Genomic DNA, 18264 nt, shown 5'->3' with positions numbered 1-18264 from the left:
CCGCCGGGGCACGGACGTACGGACGTCACGCCGGACCGGCCACACCCGCGTGAAGGGCCCCGGGAGGATCTCCTCCCGGGGCCCTTCACACAGGTGCATGTCGGTCCCCTCGGGAAGAGGGGACCGCTGTTCGAGGTCAGACGGTACGGCGGAGCTGGAAGGTCAGACCGAGGTCGGCGTCGTGCCGGCTGGGGAGATCGTCGGTGGCGCCCTCGTTGAGGGAGACGGCGAGGATCTCGGCGGCGACCGTGCCGCCCTGGGTGCGCAGCGCCTCGGCCAGGTCGCCATCGCCGGTGGACCACCACACGTCGATCCGGTCGGTGATGGACAGGCCGGTCGACTTGCGGGCCTCCTGGAGCAGCCGGATGACGTCGCGGAGCAGGCCGGAGCGGCGCAGGTCGTCGGTGATGGTCAGGTCGAGGGCGACCGTCTCGCCGGTGCCGGTGCCGATGGCCCCGGTCTCCACGGCCCAGCCGGACTTCGGCTGCTCGGTGACGATCACTTCCTCGCCGCTCAGCTCGACCGTCCCCAGCTCGCCGGCGTCCACCGAGACCGCCGCTCCCGCGCGGAGGGTGCGGGCGAGTGCTCCGGCGTCGGCGGCGTTGACGGCCGCGGCGACCAGCTTGGTCTGCGAGCCGAACCTCTTGCCCAGCGCCCGGAAGTTGGGCTTGACCGTGAAGGAGACCAGATCGGCCCCCATCCCCGACAGGTCCTCCAGACCCTGCACGTTGAGCTCGTCGGCGATCAGCTCACGCAGCTCCGGAGAGAGCGAGGCCCAGCCGCGAGCGCCGACCAGCGCGCGGCCGAGCGGCTGGCGGGTCTTGACCCCGCTGGAGGCGCGGGCCGAGCGGCCCAGCTCCACCAGGCGGCGGACCAGCGCCATCTGCTCCGAGAGCGCGGGGTTCAGCAGGTCCTCGGCCACGGAGGGCCAGGTGGCCAGGTGGACCGAGGAGGGGCTGCCGGTGTCGCGGAGCACGTCCCAGACGTAGTCGGTGATGAACGGCACCACCGGCGACATCAGCCGGGTGACGGTCTCCAGGCACTCGTACAGGGTGGCGAAGGCTGCGGCGTCACCGGACCAGAACCGGCGGCGGGAGCGCCGCACGTACCAGTTGGACAGGTCGTCGAGGAACTCCGCCAGCCGTCGTCCGACCCGGGCGGTGTCGAACTCGTCCAGCGAGGCGGTGACCTCGGCCACCGTCCGGTGCAGCTCGGCCAGGGCCCAGCGGTCGATCAGCGGGCGCTCGGCGTGCGGGGGGGCCTCGGCGAGCATGGACGGCGACCACGACTCGGCGTTGGCGTAGAGCGTGAAGAAGGACGCGGTGTTCCAGTAGGTCAGCAGGACCTTGCGGACGATCTCCTCCAGTGCGCCGTGCCCCACCCTGCGGGCCGCCCACGGCGAACCGGCGCAGGCCATGTACCAGCGCAGCGCGTCGGCGCCGTTCTGGTCCATCAGCGCGATCGGCTCCAGTACGTTGCCCAGGTGCTTGCTCATCTTGCGGCCGTCCTCGGCGAGGATCAGGCCGAGGCAGAGCACGTTCTCGTACGAGGACCTGCCGAAGACCAGCGTGCCGACCGCCATCAGCGAGTAGAACCAGCCACGCGTCTGGTCGGTGGCCTCGCAGATGAACTGCGCGGGGTAGGCCGTCTCGAGCATGTCGGGGTTCTGGTACGGCGCGCCCCACTGGGCGAACGGCATCGAGCCCGAGTCGTACCAGGCGTCGATCACGTCCGGCACCCGGCGCGCCTCGGCCCCGCAGGTGGGGCAGGGCAGTGTGACGTCGTCCACGTAGGGGCGGTGCGGGTCGAGCGCGGACACGTCCTGGCCCGACAGCCGGCCCAGCTCCTCCAGCGAGCCGACGCAGGTGACGTGTGAATCGTCGGCGGAGCAGATCCACAACGGCAGCGGCGTGCCCCAGTAACGCGACCGCGACAGCGACCAGTCGACGTTGTTGCGCAGCCATTCGCCGAAGCGGCCCCACTTGATCGTCTCGGGGTACCAGTTGGTCTGCTCGTTCTCGGCGAGGAGCTGCTCCTTGATCGCCGTGGTACGGATGTACCAGGCGGGGAGCGCGTAGTAGAGCAGCGCGGTGTGGCAGCGCCAGCAGTGCGGATAGCTGTGCTCGAAGTGGCCGCCCCGGTAGAGCAGGCCGCGGGCCTGAAGGTCCTCGGTGAGGCCCTCGTCGGCCTCCTTGAAGAACTGCCCGCCGACCTGCGGGACGCCGTCGAGGAAGCGCCCGTCGGGACCGATCGGGTTGACCACCGGCAGGCCGTACCGCTTGCAGGTGGTCAGGTCGTCGGCGCCGAAGGCGGGGGCCTGGTGGACCAGTCCGGTGCCGTCCTCGGTGGTGACGTAGTAGCCGAGCACCACGTAGTGCGCGCCGGGGATGTCGATCAGGTCGAAGGGGCGGGAGTAGGTGGTGTGCTCCAGGTCCGCGCCCTGGAAGGTGGCCAGCACCTCGGCGTCCTCGCCCAGCGCGGAGACCAGCAGCGGCTCGGCCACCACCAGCACCTCGTCGGATCCCGCGGGGCGCGCCGCGACGTAGGTCACGTCGGGGTGGACGGCCACCGCGGTGTTGGAGACCAGGGTCCAGGGTGTGGTGGTCCAGATCAGCAGCGAGGCGCCGAGATCGGCCAGCGGACCCGAGGTGGCGGGCATGCGGACGTAGACCGACGGGCTGGAGACGGTCTCGTAGCCGCCCGGCTGGCCGAGCTCGTGGTCGGACAGGCCGGTGCCGCAGCGCGGGCAGTAGGGGGTGATCCGGAAGTCGCGGAACAGCAGGTCCTTGTCGAAGACGACCTTGAGCGACCACCAGACGGACTCCACGTAGGCCGGGTCCATCGTGCGGTAGGCCGCCGACAGGTCGATCCAGTAGCCCATCCGCTCGGTCATGTCCTCGAAGGCGTCCACGTGCCGCAGCACCGACGCGCGGCACTTGTCGTTGAACTCGGCGACGCCGTACGCCTCGATGTCCTTCTTGCCGGAGAGGCCGAGCTCCTTCTCGACGGCGACCTCGACGGGCAGGCCGTGGCAGTCCCAGCCCGCCTTGCGGGGCACGTTGTAGCCCTGCATCGACTTGTAGCGGGGAAAGAGGTCCTTGAAGACGCGGGCCTCGACGTGGTGCACCCCGGGCATGCCGTTGGCGGTGGGCGGGCCCTCGTAGAAGACCCAGTTGGGGCCGCCGGCGTTCTGCTCGACCGAGCGCTCGAAGACCTTGCCGTCCCGCCAGCGGTCGAGCACCTCGTGTTCAAGCGCGGGCAGGTCGACCTGCGCGGGAAGAGAACGGAAATAGGCGGACATGACGGGCGGGACCTCCACGCTGGTGCTGGCAGTGGCGTGGAGGGACGAAGCCATGACGGCCCCGCGGTACCACCCTCCTTGACCTTCCGGTGGGAAGGCCCTCTTCTTTTGGTCGCTGCCGGGTCTACTGGGTTGCGGGAACCGTTCTTCCGGCGGCTCCGGGGTGATTCTCCCTCCGGGCCTCGCCCCGGGCTCACACCGTCCCCGGGTCGCTCGTGCGAGGGGGTTCGGAGGTGGCTGTCCCCATCAACGCCTTGCGAACTCACACGATAACGCACCGGCCTGCTCAAAGCTTCCCGGTATGAACCGCGCGGGGGAATCGGGGGAGCGGGGCCGGATGTTACGGGAGTGGTAAACATCGCGGCGGGTCGTTTGCCGTTCTGTTATGAGGGACCTAGGCTGCCCGCACCGTTTACCGCATGGGATACGGTCCGATCGAGCAAGGAGGCCGACATGGCCGCGACTGTACGCGCAGACGGGAGCGCGGTAGCGCCGTCGGAGGACAGTACCGTCGTCACCTGGTCGGCCGAGGAGCTCGCGGAGGTCCGCGAGCAACTGGCCACGGAGATCCAGGAGCTGAACCGGGAGATCAACAAGGCCGAGACCGAGATCGCCTCAAGTGACGTGGCCGACGGGGCGGGGGACGACCAGGCCGATGCCGGGGCCCGTACGTATGAACGGGAACGCGAGATCGCCCTTACCCTGAATTCACGCGACCTGGTCGCGCAGAACGAGCGGGCGATCGCCCGGATCGACGCGGGAACCTACGGAGTGTGCGAATCGTGCCACAAGCCGATCGGCAAGGAGCGCCTTCAGGCGTTCCCGAGGGCGACGCTGTGCGTGGCCTGCAAGCAGCGGGAGGAGCGCCGCTGACCGGCGACGTCGTGGACGGGGCGGCCGCCGCCCCGTCCGGGGTGCGGCGGATCGCCGTGCTGGCGGCGATCGCCCCGATCGTCTACATACTCGACCTGGTCACCAAGACGGTCGTGTTGAGGACGCTCGAAGACAGGGAGCCGTTTGTCGTCATCCCCGGACTGCTCCAGTTCCGGGTCATCTTCAACTCCGGGGCCGCGTTCAGCATCGGCACCGGCATGACGATCGTCTTCACGTTCGTCGCGGCCGGAGTGGTGATCGCGATTCTGCGTACCGCGCGTCAGCTGCGCAGTCTGCCGTGGGCGGTCACACTCGGCCTGATGCTCGGCGGGGCGTTCGGAAACCTGACCGACCGAATCCTCCGCTGGCCCGCGGGCTTCGGCCGGCCGTCGCCGTTCCAGGGGCATGTGGTCGACTTCATCGAGACCTTCCCGGGACACTTCCCGGTCTTCAACGTCGCCGACTCGGCGATCGTCTGCGGTGGGATCCTGGCCGTCTTCCTCGCCTGGCGGGGCTACCAGATCGACGGCACGCGCGACATGGGAGAGAAGAAGAGCGATGGCTGAACAGCGGAGTCTCCCGGTCCCCGAGGGGCTGGAGGGCGAGCGCCTCGACGCCGCCCTGTCCCGGCTGTTCGGCCTGTCGCGCACCCGTGCGGCCGAGCTGATCGTCTCCGGCGACGTGCTGGTGGACGGCTCGCCCGCCGCCAAGTCCGACCGGGTCCACGCCGGCGCGTGGCTGGAGGTCAGTCTGCCGCCGCCGCCCACCGCGCCGATGCCGGTGGCGGAGCCCGTCCCCGGCATGAAGATCATTTATGAGGACGACGACATCGTGGTCGTCAACAAGCCCATCGGGGTGGCCGCCCATCCCACCACCGGCTGGACCGGGCCCACCGTGATCGGCGGGCTGCTCGGCACCGGGCACCGGGTGGCGACGAGCGGCGCCGCGGAGCGCCAGGGGATCGTGCACCGCCTGGACGCCAACACCACCGGCGCGATGGTCGTGGCCAAGAGCGAGCACGCCTACTCGCATCTCAAGCGGGCCTTCAAGGAGCGCACGGTCGAGAAGCGCTACCACGCGCTGGTCCAGGGCCACCCCGATCCGCTGCGCGGTACCGTCGACGCGCCGATCGACCGGCACCCTTCCGGAGACGGCCGGTTCGCGGTCGTGGCCGGAGGCAAGGAGTCGGTGACCCACTACGACACGATCGAGGCGTTCCGTGCGGCGTCGCTGCTGGACATCAAGCTGGAGACCGGCCGGACCCACCAGATCCGGGTGCACATGTCGGCGCTGCGCCACCCGTGTGTCGGCGACATGATGTACGGCGCGGATCCCACGCTGGCCGCGCGGCTGGGCATGTCGCGGCAGTGGCTGCACGCGGTCTCCCTGGCCTTCGAGCATCCCGCGACGGGCGAGTGGGTCTCCTTCGTCACCGACTACCCCGACGACCTGGCCCATGCCCTGAAGGTCGTCGGCAACGAGTCATAGCGGCCACCCGTACGCGCGGGGCGGCACCCCTCAGCCGTCGGCCTGTCCTGAGGCGCTCGTTCAGTCGTGGAGGGCGGCGGCCTGCTCGGTCAGGGAGTCGTCCGGAGCCTGTCCCCGGTCCTGGGTGACGTCGTCTCCGGAGGTGCCGGGCCCCTGGTCCGCACTCTCATCCGCACCCTCGTCGGGGGCCGGGTCGTCCTGCGGCTTCTCGCCGGAGTCGTCCTTCGGAGGCTTCTTGCCGGGGTCGTCCTTCGGGGGCTGCTCCGTCGGGTCGCTCGACGAGGACGAGGACGGGCTGCGCGACGGTTCCGGGCTCTTGTGGGGCCGCTCCGGGACGGGTGGGGTGGAGGGCCGGTACCGGCCCTCGTCGCCGGTCCTGGCCGGCGAGGTGGGCTCCTTCTTCTCCGTGGGCAGCTGCGCCTGCTGGGTCTTCTTCTCCTGAGTGTCGTCCTCGGCCGGTACGCTCGCCGAGGTGGGAGGCTTCGAGGACGGCTCGGTGGGGGAGTTGAGGGTCACCCAGGCCGCCGCACCCGAGGTCAGGACGACCGCGATCACGGTGGCCACCAGGGCCGCGACGGCCGGCCGCCTGCGCCGTGTCACGGCGGGGGCCACGGCGGTGTCCGCCGCGGTTGCCGCAGCCGCGAACGCAGGGGGTGGCTCGGCCGCCGCGACGGCCGTCTGGACCGGTAGCTGGAACGGCGCGGTGGGCTGCGGTTCGGTCCCGTTCACGACCGCCCGCAGGTGGATCTGCACCTCCTGGGCCGACATCCGCTGCGCGGGGTCCTTGCGGAGCAGGCCGTAGATCACCGGCCCCAGTGGCCCGGCGAACTTCAACGGGGCCGGCTCCTGGTGCATGACCGCGCTGAGCGTCGCCAGCGGGTGGGCGCGCTCGAAGGGGGAACGTCCCTCCACCGCCATGTAGAGCGTCACGCCCAGCGACCACAGGTCGGAGGCGAACTCCGCCGGGCCGCCGCTCGCCCGTTCCGGCGCGATGAAGGCCGGGGTCCCGATCAGGGCGCCGGTCCTGGTCACCGACGAGTCGCCTTCGAGCACCGCGATGCCGAAGTCCGTCAGCACGGCCCGCCCGTCCTTGGCGAGCAGCACGTTGTCGGGCTTCACGTCACGGTGCAGTACGCCCGCCCGGTGCGCGGCGAGCAGTGCCACGAGCACCTCGAACCCGATCTGCGCCACCCGTGCGGGCGGCAGCGGACCGTCCTCCCGGACCACGGCCCCGAGCGTCCGGGAGTCCACGAGCTGCATCACGATCCACGGGCGGCCGTCCTCCTCGAACACGTCGTAGACCGTCGCGACACCCGGGTGCCCGATCCGCCCGGCGGCGCGGGCCTCCCGCAGCGTCCGTACGGTGAACACCTCGCGTTCAGGGTCGGTCAGGTCGGGAGAGGGGATGACCTCCTTGACCGCCACGTCCCTGCCGAGCACCTCGTCCCGTGCTCGCCAGACGGTGCCCATGCCTCCGCGGCCGATGCGTTCCAGCAGCCGGTAGCGGGCGCCGATGATCCCCTGAGAGTCGGACATGGGACTTCGCCTACCCGTGTTTGACGTGGACAATCCGTACAAGTCACACCATATGGACAATGTTGTCGTGGCATGACAGAAAAATTATCGATGGAACGACGTGGCGGCGGGCACCGGACGGGCCCACCGCCACCGATCAAGCGGTGAACCAGCGTAGCGCGGCCGTGGCGATGGCCGCCGACGCGAGCACCACCAGGAAGGGCGCGCGCAGCAGCAGGGCGACCACGGCGGCCCCGAGTCCGGCGGTGCGCGGCAGGTCGAAGTGGAGCGACTGGCCCTGGGCGAAGGTCTGCACCGCGATCAGTGCGGCGAGCAGTGCCACCGGGACCAGGGCGGCGAAGCGCTGCACCGTCGGATGGTCGAGCATCCGGCGCGGGGCCGACAGCCCGGCGAGCTTCAGGGCGTAGCAGCCCGCGCAGGTCACGATGATGGCCCACCAGACGGTCATTTCGGGCTCCTCAGGATCACGGCGAGCACGGCCACCGCCGCGATCAGCACGGGTACGCCCGGCGGGGCGAACGGGGTCGCGGCCAGCGCCGTCACCGCGCCGCCGGCGGCGATCAGCCGCAGCGTGCGGCTCTCGGCGCCGCCGGCGGTCAGCCGGGGCCAGAGGATGGCCAGGAACGTCGCCGGGCCCACCACGTCAAGGCCGAACACGGCGGGGTCGGCCACCTGGGAGGTGCCCACCGCGCCGAGCAGGGTGGTGGCGTTCCAGATCAGATAGAGACTGACGAACGTGACGAGGAACCCGGTCCTGGCCGACCGGGTGTCGGGCTGCGCCAGGGCCACCGCCGTCGTCTCGTCGATCACGCCGTGGGCCGTCGGGAGCCTGCGCCAGCCCCGGGCCCCCAGCAGATCGGACATGCGCAGTCCGTACAGGCCGTTGCGGACCCCGAGCAGCAGCGCACCCGCCGTGCCCGCGACCAGGCTGCCGCCGCCCGCGACGACCCCCACCATGGCGAACTGCGAAGCTCCGGTGAAGGCGAACAGGCTCAGCACGCACGCCTGCGCGACGCTCAGCCCCGCGGTGACCGCGGCGGCGCCGAACGCCACCCCGGACAGTCCCACGGCGATCCCCACGCCCAGTCCGTCCCTGACTGCCGAGGAACGAGTGGTTGAATCCATGACAACGAGGTTATGTCCGGTCGTGGAGTCCTGGCTTGTACGTTCCTGCACGTTGGTAGGCGGCGGGTGGCACGCCGATGATCCGCTTGAAGTGCCTGGTCAGATGGGCCTGGTCGGTGAATCCCAGCTCTGCGGCGACCTGCGCGGCGGGCGTGCCGGAGTCGAGCAGCCCCCGGGCCCGCCGGACCCGGAGCGTGGTCAGGTAGGCGTGCGGCGGCAGGCCCGTCGCGGCTTTGAAGGCCCGGATCAGCGCGAACGGCCGCACCTGTACGGCCTGCGCCAACTCCTCCAGGGTGGGCGGGTCGACGAGGCGTTCGTGCAGGATCTCCCGTGCCCGCCGTACCGCGTGACCGCCCGCCGAGGGCCGGGCGCCCGCCGGGCGGCGGGCGGCGTGGTGCCGCAGCAGGACGCCGAAGGCCGTGCGGGCCAGCGTGGACGAGGCGAGGTCGTCGCCGTGTTCGGTGGCGGCGTGCGCGGCCCGCAGCAGCGCGGCGCTGTGCGGGTGGAACACGACGGCCTCGGGGAAATAGGGGGTGCCGCGCCCGGCCAGGAGTTCGGCGGCGATGTCTCCCATGATCTCGATCGACGGGTACAGCATCCGGTAGGCCCAGCCGCCGGGCTCCCCCGCCTGGCCGGTGTGCGCCTCCTCGGGATCGACCAGCACCAGGCTCCCGCCGCCCGCCCGGTGCCGGGCGCCCCGGTAGTCGAACTCCTCGACCCCGGACAGGATCACCCCGATCGCGTAGCCGCTGTGCGCGTGCCGGGAGAACCGGTGGGTCACGTATCTGGCCTTCAGCAGATCCACCCCCGGCAGCCCCGGGCTGCGCCAGAAGTGCGCGGCCTCCCGCCCGCTCATGGCCGGAAGGTCGCCGTGAAACCGTCGAAGAACACCCTGTTCGCTCGGCCGTCGTCCGGGCTCTCCCAGTAGATCGCGTACGGGCGGCCGGTGGACGTGCGGAAGCCCCGGTCCAGGACGCGCACCCTGACCTTGTCCTTCAGGTAGGTGAACTCCCAGTCCGCGGCCGGGAGCCCGCGGTATCTCAGCGGGGTGATGCCGAACCGCTCGTAGCCCGGCCAGATCTTCTTGGCCAGCCCGCCCCGCTCCACCTTCTCCCAGTGCTTGACCGGGTCCGTCTCGGGGTCCTCGGTCGACTCGATCCACAGGAAGCCGTTCCGGCCCGGAGCCCGGAACTCGACCCGGTCGCGGTCGGAGAACCGCTTGACCGCCCAGCCCTTGGGCACCGCGACGGTGAAGCCCAGCGGGTCCCGGTGCAGCCGCCAGTTTGCGGGGACCGCCGGAGACGGCCGGCGGGACGGGGTCGCGGTGGCGGTCACGCGGGGGGTCACGGAGGGTTCGGTGGAGGCGGTCGTCTCGCCGGGGACCGCCGTGCCGGCCGTCGACGAGACGGCCACCGGGTCGTCCTGGCCGCCCCGGTCGTGGAGGACCAGCCACGCCCCGGCCCCGGCCGCCATCGCGAGCAGGGACGCCCCGGCCGCGAGCGCCATCCGCTCCGCTCTCGGCCGCCGCGCCGGGGGAGCGGACGGGTCGGTCTCGGTGGGCCGGCCCTGGTGCGGCCACCGTTCCGGTCGCGCCGGGTCCTGGTAGGGCGGTCCGACGTGGGTGGGGCCGAGGTGGGGCGGCCGGACCGGGTCGGGGGAGGACTGCCCGGCGGGGGCGGGGCCGCTCGGGTAGGACGGCCGCGCCGGGTCGACGGTGGGGAGTGACCGCCCACCGTGCCCCGCCTGCCACCCGCCCGGCGCCTCCCCGGTCCGCGGGGAGGTCTGCTCGGTGTACGGCCGATCCGCGCCGTACGGGGAGCCGGTGTGGCGGGGCGTCGAAGGCGGCGGCGCGCCGATGGGGTTCCGGTGCCCGGGGGAGCCGCCCGCGGCCGCGCGGCCGAGCAGAGCCATGGCGTGCTCGGCGGTCATCCGGGTGGCGGGGTCCTTGGTCATCAGGCCGAGGACCGCGTCGGTCAGGGGACCGGTGTGCGCCAGGGGGGCGACCTCGCCGTGCAGGACGGCCATCATGGTCGCCGCCGCCGTGGCCCGCTCGAACGGAGGCCGGCCCTCCAGCGCCGCGTACAGCGTCGCGCCGAGAGACCACAGGTCGGACTCGGGGGTGGCGGCCAGCCCGTGGAGCCGTTCCGGGGGGAGGAAGGCCGGGGTGCCGACCATCCCGCCGGTCCGGGTGATCCCCGTCTCCTGCGCCATCGAGGCGATCCCGAAGTCGGTGAGCACCACCCGGCCGTCATGGGCCAGCAGCACGTTCTCCGGCTTGACGTCCCGGTGCAGCACCCCGGCGGCGTGCGCGGCCAGCAGGGCGCCCAGCACCTGCAGTCCGACCGAGGCCACCTGCTCGGGCGCCAGCGGCCCGTCCTCGCGGACGACCTGGCCCAGCGAGCGTGACCGGACCATCTGCATGACGATCCAGGGCCGCCCCTCCTCCTCGACCACGTCGTGCATGATGATCACGGATGGATGGTCGAGCCGTCCGGCGGTCCTGGCCTCCCGGATCGTCCGCCGGTTCAGGTCGGCGCGTGCGGCCTCGTCGACCCCGTGGTAACGGACCTCCTTGACCGCCACCACCCGGTCGAGAAGCTCGTCATGGGCCCGCCAGACGACGCCCATCCCGCCCTCGCCGATGGGCTCAAGCAGGCGGTAACGGCCCGCCACCTTCCGTTCGGACATTCTTCCGCCCCTCCCCAAACGCACGAATCGTAGCCGGTTGGGGCGGACTTCACTTTTTCGAGGAGAAGGTCTGGGTGAACCCCTCGAAGAGCGGGAAGTTCTTCTTCCAGTCCTTCTCCAGGGTGTGCCAGTAGATCGCGTATCCCCGGCCGCCCTTGGTGACGAACCCCCGGTTGATCACCCGGGCCCTGCCCGAACTGGTGTTCCAGGTGAACACCCAGTCGGCGGCCTTCTCCATGTAGTCGACATTCTCGATCCGGACCCGCTTGTAGCCGGGGAAGTTGCCCCGGCTGGCCCGCTCCCCGTCGTACCAGTCCTGCTTCGGGTCGGGCCCCGCCTTGTCGACGTACTCCACGAACACGAAGCTCGTCCGGTCGGGTCCGCGGAACCAGACCTGCTTGCCCGGCCGCCGATCCACGTTCCATCCCTTGGGCAGGCCGATCGAGAAGTCGTTGCTGTCCTTGTGCATGTGCCAGCCCTTGGGGAGCGCCGACTTCTCCTCCGTCTTGGTGGGACTGGGACTGGGAGTGGGACTGGGATCGGAGGTCGGCGAGGTGGACGTGGACGGGGTGGCGTTCGAGGTCGTCTGGGCCGTCCCGGCTGATCCGGCCGATCCGCTCGGGCGCGGCGCCGACCCGGTGTCAGTCTCGCGGCTGCGCATCCCGAGCCATCCCGCTATCGCCCCGACGACCAGAACCGCGGGTACGACCACCAGCAGGCCCCGTTTCACGGAGGACCGGGGCCCTTGCGAGGTCACCGTCGGCGAGGTGGAGTGGTATCCCGCCGCCGGCGCGGCGACCCGGTCTCCACCGGGATCGAAATCCCGCGCCGCCGGGGCGGGAGCGGGGGCGGGCCGAGGCGGCGCGACCGGCTCGGGTCTGGGGCGGGGGACGGGTTCTCGCCGGACCGGGGGGAAGGGGGCGCGTCCGGCCTTGGGCGCCTCTCCGGCCGCCTTGGGCGTCTCCACGGGAGCCTTGGGCGCCTCCGCGAGCGGGGAAGTGGGCTTCTGCCGTACGGCGGCGGGCTTCTGCGGCTCCGGCCGTCGTGCCGGTGCGGCGGGAGGGGGCGGGGCCGGCTCCAGCTTCACCCCGGTCGCGGGGAAGCCCTCCGCCCCGTACTGGATGCCGGGGTCGGTCTCGTCGGTCGGCGAGGTGCCCACGGCGGGCATGACGGTCGTCTTGGCGGGCTTGGCCGCTCTGGCGGGCCGCTGCCTGCCGCCCTCGGCCACCTCGCGCAGCAGCCGCGCCGCCTCGTCGTAGGACATCCGCCGGTCCGGGTCCTTGCGCAGCAGCCCGTCGAGGACCGTGGTCAGCACGCGGCCCGCGTGGACCGGGGGCTCGGGTTCGTCGTTCAGCACGGCGTGCATGGTCGGCAGCGCTCCGCCCCGATCGTGCGGCGGCTTGCCCTCCACGGCCGCGTACAGCGTCGCGCCGAGGGACCACAGGTCCGACTCGCGCTGCGCGCTGCCGCCCTTGATCCGCTCCGGCGGGATGAACGCGGGCGTGCCCGCGATGCCGGTCATGGTCAGCGCGGTCTCGGTCTCCAGCGTCGCGATGCCGAAGTCGGTGAGCACCACCCGGCCGTCATCGGCCAGCAGCACGTTCTCCGGCTTGACGTCCCGGTGCAGCACACCCTGGGCGTGCGCGGCGCGCAGGGCGTCGAGCACCCGGAGCCCGATCTCCGCCACCCGCTCCGGCGGCAGCGGCCCGTCCTGCCGGATGACCTTGCCGAGCGACCGGGACTCCACCAACTGCATGACGATCCAGGGACGCCCGTCCTCCTCGATCACGTCATGGACGACGACCACGTTCGGGTGCGTCAGCCGCCCGGCGGCACGCGCCTCGCGCTTGGTGCGCCGGTTGAAGTCTTCCTGGCTGTCCTCGCCGAGCATGTCGGCGTAGCGGACCTCTTTGACCGCGACCTCACGGTCGAGGAGCTCGTCGTGCGCCCGCCAGACGATGCCCATGCCACCTCGGCCGATGGGCTCGCGCAGGTGGTAGCGGGCGGCAATGCGACGTCCCTCAGAAGACTGTGCTTCGGCCATCAACCGCACCTACCCCTTTCTAAACCCCCGAATACTCTCATAGGCCGAGAACGACGATCGACTTCCGCGGAACCCGAGTGTCCACAATTCGAGACCCATTGTCCAACGGGTGGCGCCTGATCGGGAGATGGCATATCGTCGATTCCGTGACTTGCTATTTCGCGTTTATCGAGCCGGTTCCGGGAGGGCCGGTCGTGACAGCGTGATGTAGCGACCATCCGGAGCCGGCACCAGGCAGAGACCACGTCTCTGCCTTTTTTGTTTCTTACGATTCGCCGGCTCGCGGAGGGTGCGCCGGCTGAGCATGGGGAGCCGAGATGTCGTTGTCGACCGCAGAGCTGGAGCGCGGAGCCGTGAACCTGGGAACACTCGCGGTGGGAACCGGACCGGCCGTGGTGATCGGCGGACCGGGCGCGGACGCCCGCTGGATCAGCCTGCGCGACCATCACGGACGGGTGAGCGCGGCCGGGGCCGTGGCGGCGGTCCGCACCGGCTGGGCCGGGCCGGTCCTGGTGGAGCCGTTCTCCGCGGGCGATCTGCCGGAGGTCGCCGAGCACGCCGACGGTGTGGTGGTCGGCGCGGCCTGGATGCAGGACTTCCAGCTGGTCCGCGCGGTCGCCCGGCTGGGCCTGCCGGTGCTCGTCCAGCGCGGTCCGGCGGCGACCCTGGAGGAGTGGCTGGCCATCGCCGACTACTGCGTGGCCGAGGGCAACGACCGGATCCTGCTCTGCGAGAGCGGCAGCCGTACGCACCTGGCGGGGGTGACCCTCGACCTGACCCTGATGCGGGCCGCCCGGGAGCGGTCGGGCCGCCCCGTCCTGGCCGACCTCGGAGCGGATCCGGCGCTGGCCGCCGCCGCGATCGCCGCCGGAGCCGACGGTCTTCTCCTGGCCCCGGGCGCGGGCGAGCAGGCCGCCCTCGCCGCCCAGGAGGCCGTGAAGGTCGTCGGGGCGCTCACCCGCCCCGAGGCGCCCGGCTCCGTCCTCGCCGCCCGGGGCGCCATCGACCGGGTCGACGCCGCCCTCGCCGTCCTCCTGGAGCGCCGTGCCGAGCTCGCCGGCGTCGTCCAGCGTCTCAAGCCCGTCGGCGGCTTCGCCGGCCGCGACATGGACCGGGAACGCCGTCTGGTCGCCGAGATGGCGCGCCGTGCCCCCACCCTCGGTGAGGAACGGCTCGCCGCCATCATGAACGCCGTCATCGAGGCGGGGCTCCACCTGGCGGAGGAGCGGCGGGCGGGAGGTCAGGCCTGACCTCCCGCCCGCGGTGGTCCGGGGACCGTGACGGTGCCCCGGACCTCCCCGCTGTGACCGCGCCCGGCGCGTTCAGTCAACGGGCACTCCCGGCACTCCCGGCACCTTCGGCAGCTCCGGCGCCTCGACGTGGCGCCGGGAGCCGACGATCCGCCAGCCGGCCACGATGACGACCACCAGCAGGGGGATGCAGAAGAAGGCGATGCGCTGGTCGGCGTCGGCGAACGGCATGAGCAGCACCACCAGGGCGAGGAAGCCCAGGGTCAGCCAGCCGGTGTACGGCGAGCCCGGCATCCGGAAGGGCGGACGTTCGAGCAGGCCCCGCTCGGCGGCGCGGCGCAGCCGGATCTGGCAGAAGACCAGGGTCCCCCAGGTGGTGACCACGCCGAGGGAGGCGATGGCGGTGGCGATGTTGAAGGCGCGCTCCGGGACGAAGTAGTAGAGGACGACCCCGGCGACGAACACGGTCGCGGTGATGAGGATGCCCCCGTAGGGGACGTGGCGGGAGCTGAGCTGCCCGGCGAAGGCGGGGGCCTCGCCCTTTCGGGCCATGGCGCGCAGGATCCTGCCGGTGGAGTAGAGGCCGGAGTTGCACGACGACATGGCCGCGGTGATGACGACCAGGTTCATGGCGTCGGCCGCCCAGGGGGCGCCGAGCGCGGCGAAGACCGTCACGAACGGGGACTGGTCGGGGCCGTAGGCGGTCCACGGCAGGACCATGCCCAGCAGCAGGACCGAGCCGACGTAGAAGAACGCGATCCGCCAGATCACGCTGTTGATCGCCTTGGGCATGACCTTCCTGGGGTCCTTCGTCTCGCCCGCCGCGATGCCCACCACCTCGATCGAGGAGTAGGCGAAGATCACCGACTGGAGGCTCATCAGCACCACGGGGAACCCGTTGGGGAAGAAGCCGTCGTGGGCGGTGAGGTTCGCGATCCCCGCGCTGTTCCCGCCCAGGTCCAGCCCGAAGATCACCAGCACCAGCCCGATCACCAGGAACGCGCAGATGGCCAGCACCTTGAGCAGGGCGAACCAGAACTCCAGCTCGCCGAAGAGCCGTACCGACAGCAGGTTGACGGTCAGCACGAACGCCAGCGCGATCAGCGCGGTGAGCCACCGGGGGAACTGCGGCGCCCACATGCTCACGTAGATGGAGATCGCGGTCAGTTCGGCGATGCCGGTGAACGCCCAGTTGACCCAGTACATCCAGCCGCTGGCGAAGGCCGCCCACGGTCCGACGAAGTCCGCGGCGTACTCCACGAACGAGCCCGAGGTCGGTCGGTAGAGCACCAGTTCGCCGAGGGCCCGCATCACGAAGAACGCCGCGAGCCCGGCGACCGCGTACGACAGCACCAGGGCCGGGCCGGCCGCGTGCAGCCGTCCGCCGGCCCCGAGGAACAGCCCGACGCCGATCGCGCCGCCGATCGCGATCATCTGCACCTGGCGGTTGCCGAGCGCGTGGCTGTACCCCTCTTCGGTCTGCACGACGTCCCCCTGTATGCCCAGCTCAGAAAGAGAGCATTACTCAAAGTAGCGGATCATCGCTCAGCGTGTGCGGGGGTGGGGTCGCGGAGGGGCCGCTCGTGCTTTCGGAACACGCTCACGATCGCGGCGGCGGCGTTCGCCGGACCTCGGTGCGGGCGCGGGTGAGGTCCCGGGGCCGGGTCACCACCATTCGCGCATCCACCTTCTCCACTCGTGATGCCTGCGGTTCTCCCGGGCCCTGAAGTGGTCGCGGTACCGGCGGTACGTCCCGCGCTCGACGGCGCGGCGCTCCCTGGCGAAGCGCCCGCCGGGACGCCTGCTCACCTCCTCGGCCTTCTCCTCCTTCTCGTCCTTCTCCAGGCCGGGGGTGTGACCGCCGCCGAAACGCCCCATGTCGGGGTGGTGGAAGGACGACGGGGGGACGTCCCGCAGGGCGGCGGACATGGACGACACCCAGATCGGGCCGGGCAGGGAGGCGCCCTGGACCTCGCCGTAGTATTCGCCGCCTATCTCCACGTCCCGCAGCGGGTAGCGGTAGGAGCCGCGGATGTCGCCCAGGCTGACCGCGGCGGCCAGGTCGGGGGTGTAACCGGCGAACCACGCCGAGGTGTAGCCGTTGTTGGTGCCGGTCTTGCCCGCCGCGTCGCGGTCGATGCCCTGGCCCGTCATGGTGCCCTTGGTGAACACCCCGGACAGGATGTGGTTGACCGCGTCGGCCACCCCGCGGTCGATCGCCTGGTTGCAGCTCGGCGACACCTGGATCCGCCTGCCGTTCCGCTCGACGATGTCGCTGATGGCCATCGGGCGGCAGTAGCGGCCCCGCGCGCCGAAGGCGGCGAACGCCCCCGCCACCGTCACCGGGTCCATCTCGTTGGCCCCGAGGGTGAAGGTCGGCACCTCGCGCAGCGGCGTGCCGTCCGCGCGGGCGATGCCGAGCGCCTTGGCGGTCTTGACCACCCGGCACAGGCCCACCCGCTGCTCCAGCATCATGTAGAAGATGTTCACCGACTTCCAGGTGCCGGTGGAGAGGCTGTACGGGCCGCCCGAGCCCTCGCCGCCGGCGTTGAAGATCTCGGTGTCGGGGTCGTTGACCTTGTGCCCCCGGCAGTCGGTGAAGCCCGAGCCGGGCACGAAGCTGCCCGGTGTCAGGTAGCCCTGGTCGAACCGCCAGCCCCGGCTCAGCGCGGTCGCCAGGGTGAACACCTTGAACGTGGAACCGGCCTGGAAACCCTGCCCGCCGCCGTGCGCCACGTCGGCGGGCAGGTTGTAGGTGGTCCTGGGGCCGTTGTTGGTGTTGCCGGAGTTTCGGCCGTACTTCTTGCTGGCGGCCATCGCCCGGATCCGTCCGGTGCCCGGTTCGATCATGGCCTCGGCCGCGACCTCGGTGTCGTCGGCGCCGACCCGTGAGGAGATGGCGCGCTGCGCGGCCCGCTGGGCGACCGGGTCCAGCGTGGTGCGCAGCACGGCGCCGCCCTTGGCCAGCCGGCGCTCCCGTTCGGCGCGGGTGTTGCCGAAGACGGGGTTGTTCAGCAGCTCCTTGTGGACGTAGAGGCAGAAGTAGGGGTAGGCACTCTCGGCGCAGCCGCCGGGCTCCGGTTTCAGCCGGATGCGCAGGGGTGCCTTCTTGGTGGCGTCGGCCTTGGCCTGGGTGATGTTCCCCACCTGGGCCATCCTGTCCAGCACGATGTCCCGGCGCTCACGTAAGCGCTTGCGGCGCTGCGTGTCCAGCGACGGGTCCGTCGCGTACGGCGTGCGCACCGCGCCGGCCAGGGTCGCGGCCTGTCGCAGGGACAGCTTGGCGGCCGGCACCGAGAAGAACCGCTGGGCGGCGGCCTCGACCCCGAACGCGCCCGCGCCGAAGTAGGCGATGTTGAGATAGCGCTCCAGGATCTCGGCCTTGCTGTACTTCTTCTCCATCGCCAGCGCGTACCGCAGCTCGATGATCTTCCGTTTGAGGCTCGGCGCCCGGGCCTGGGCGCGCTCGGCGCTGGTCTGGGCGTTCTCGACCAGGATGTTCTTCACGAGCTGCTGGGTGAGGGAGGACCCGCCCTGCCGGACCCCGCCGGCCCGGGCGTTGGTCACCAGCGCCCGGAGGGTTCCCTTGATGTCCAGGCCGGCGTGCTCGTAGAAGCGGGAGTCCTCGATCGCCACGATCGCCTGGCGCATGACCGGGGCGACCTTGCGCAGCGGGACGATCGTGCGATTCTCCGTATAGAACTGGGCGAACTGTTTACCGTTCCGGTCCAGCAGCACCGTGCGCTGCTGGAGCGGGTTCTCGTGCGGGCTGGGAGGCAGGTCGGTCAGGGTGCGCGCGACGCTGTTGGTGGTGATCCCGACGCTGCCGACCACCGGCAGGAGCGTGGCGGCCGCCAGCAGCCCGCCGAGCACGCCGCAGGCCAGCAGCGCCGGCAGGCACACGGCGGGACCGCGCCTCACCTCGTGTCGTCGCGATATCACAGATAGTAAGGTGCAAC

13 protein-coding genes are annotated in these 18264 nt (G+C 71.5%); 4 read left to right on the top strand and 9 right to left on the bottom strand.

Annotated elements, in window-relative coordinates:
- Nucleotides 1-136: 136 nt before the first annotated feature.
- Nucleotides 137-3301, bottom strand: coding sequence for an isoleucine--tRNA ligase (gene ileS / locus OHA77_RS07065; RefSeq protein WP_406319785.1), 3165 nt, complete (start codon nt 3299-3301; stop codon nt 137-139).
- 453 nt (nt 3302-3754) lie between these two features.
- Between ileS and OHA77_RS07060 the strand changes: the two genes are divergently transcribed.
- The 3 genes from OHA77_RS07060 to OHA77_RS07050 are packed head-to-tail and all read left to right on the top strand — an operon-like array spanning nt 3755 to nt 5662.
- Nucleotides 3755-4174, top strand: coding sequence for a TraR/DksA family transcriptional regulator (locus OHA77_RS07060; RefSeq protein WP_406316941.1), 420 nt, complete (start codon nt 3755-3757; stop codon nt 4172-4174).
- Complete coding sequence (locus tag OHA77_RS07055) at nt 4138-4740, top strand: signal peptidase II (RefSeq protein WP_326821466.1); 603 nt, start codon at nt 4138-4140, stop codon at nt 4738-4740. The genes OHA77_RS07060 and OHA77_RS07055 overlap by 37 nt, the downstream gene beginning before the upstream one ends.
- Nucleotides 4733-5662: an RluA family pseudouridine synthase gene (locus OHA77_RS07050; protein WP_326821467.1), complete on the top strand. Its 930-nt coding sequence runs from the start codon at nt 4733-4735 to the stop codon at nt 5660-5662. Before OHA77_RS07055 ends, OHA77_RS07050 begins: the two co-directional genes overlap by 8 nt.
- Nucleotides 5663-5722: 60 nt before the next feature.
- Here OHA77_RS07050 and OHA77_RS07045 read toward each other — a convergent pair whose 3' ends face one another.
- The 6 genes from OHA77_RS07045 to OHA77_RS07020 form a co-directional block, all read right to left on the bottom strand.
- Nucleotides 5723-7198, bottom strand: coding sequence for a protein kinase domain-containing protein (locus tag OHA77_RS07045; protein ID WP_406316938.1), 1476 nt, complete (start codon nt 7196-7198; stop codon nt 5723-5725).
- Between the two features lie 136 nt (nt 7199-7334).
- Nucleotides 7335-7646, bottom strand: coding sequence for an AzlD domain-containing protein (locus tag OHA77_RS07040; RefSeq protein WP_326821469.1), 312 nt, complete (start codon nt 7644-7646; stop codon nt 7335-7337).
- Entirely contained in the window at nt 7643-8323 is a 681-nt protein-coding gene (locus OHA77_RS07035) for an AzlC family ABC transporter permease (RefSeq protein ID WP_406316936.1), read from the bottom strand. Before OHA77_RS07035 ends, OHA77_RS07040 begins: the two co-directional genes overlap by 4 nt.
- Nucleotides 8324-8333: 10 nt before the next feature.
- Entirely contained in the window at nt 8334-9179 is an 846-nt protein-coding gene (locus tag OHA77_RS07030; RefSeq protein ID WP_406316935.1) for an AraC family ligand binding domain-containing protein, read from the bottom strand.
- Nucleotides 9176-11011 (bottom strand): protein kinase domain-containing protein, encoded by a 1836-nt coding sequence (locus OHA77_RS07025; RefSeq protein ID WP_406316934.1) that lies wholly within the window; start codon nt 11009-11011, stop codon nt 9176-9178. The genes OHA77_RS07030 and OHA77_RS07025 overlap by 4 nt, the downstream gene beginning before the upstream one ends.
- 49 nt (nt 11012-11060) lie before the next feature.
- Nucleotides 11061-13055, bottom strand: coding sequence for a serine/threonine-protein kinase (locus tag OHA77_RS07020; RefSeq protein ID WP_406316932.1), 1995 nt, complete (start codon nt 13053-13055; stop codon nt 11061-11063).
- A 317-nt stretch (nt 13056-13372) separates the two neighbouring features.
- Between OHA77_RS07020 and OHA77_RS07015 the strand changes: the two genes are divergently transcribed.
- Nucleotides 13373-14305 (top strand): chorismate mutase, encoded by a 933-nt coding sequence (locus tag OHA77_RS07015; RefSeq protein ID WP_406316931.1) that lies wholly within the window; start codon nt 13373-13375, stop codon nt 14303-14305.
- Between the two features lie 72 nt (nt 14306-14377).
- Here the strand turns inward: OHA77_RS07015 and OHA77_RS07010 are convergent, their stop codons facing one another.
- A complete protein-coding gene (locus tag OHA77_RS07010) occupies nt 14378-15790 on the bottom strand; it encodes an amino acid permease (RefSeq protein WP_406316929.1) in 1413 nt (470 codons plus the stop codon).
- A gap of 180 nt (nt 15791-15970) precedes the next feature.
- Entirely contained in the window at nt 15971-18226 is a 2256-nt protein-coding gene (locus OHA77_RS07005; RefSeq protein ID WP_406316927.1) for a transglycosylase domain-containing protein, read from the bottom strand.
- Nucleotides 18227-18264 lie beyond the last annotated feature (38 nt).

This window comes from Streptosporangium sp. NBC_01639 (assembly GCF_045209755.1).
GTDB lineage: Bacteria > Actinomycetota > Actinomycetes > Streptosporangiales > Streptosporangiaceae > Streptosporangium.
The sequence above is the reverse complement of the archived record's forward strand: the minus strand, read 5'-3'. Positions and strand labels throughout refer to the sequence as shown.